Consider the following 328-nt stretch of genomic DNA (forward strand, 5'->3'; position numbering starts at 1 on the left):
TGACAGCATAATTGAAGAGTGAACAAAAAGAGGTATAAAAATACCTCTTTCAGATTGAAGACAAAGTCCTCAGAAGTTATACTTCTGGGGACTTTGTCTTGCTTCGAAGAAGTATAATAAAAGAAAAGGTATTTGATGAGGTACTCCTAGTTAGCGATTTGTACTGAAAGTCGCCAGCACCAAAAAGTTGTTGTGCGTCATATTTGGAAAGATGCCTTAGACATCTGTGAAGATATCCGTCATCAAAGTGGGATGAAGGAACGGTACCAACATCGGAAAGAAACGATAGAACGTTTATTCGGAACAGCTAAAGAATATCATAACTTGC

1 pseudogene is annotated in these 328 nt (G+C 37.8%); it reads left to right on the forward strand.

The window, feature by feature from the left end:
* Positions 1 to 150: 150 nt before the first annotated feature.
* Positions 151 to 328, forward strand: a pseudogene (locus HMPREF2637_RS11195) (transposase); the annotation flags it as partial.

The organism is Streptococcus sp. HMSC065H07 (assembly GCF_001837325.1).
Lineage (GTDB): Bacteria > Bacillota > Bacilli > Lactobacillales > Streptococcaceae > Streptococcus > Streptococcus salivarius_H.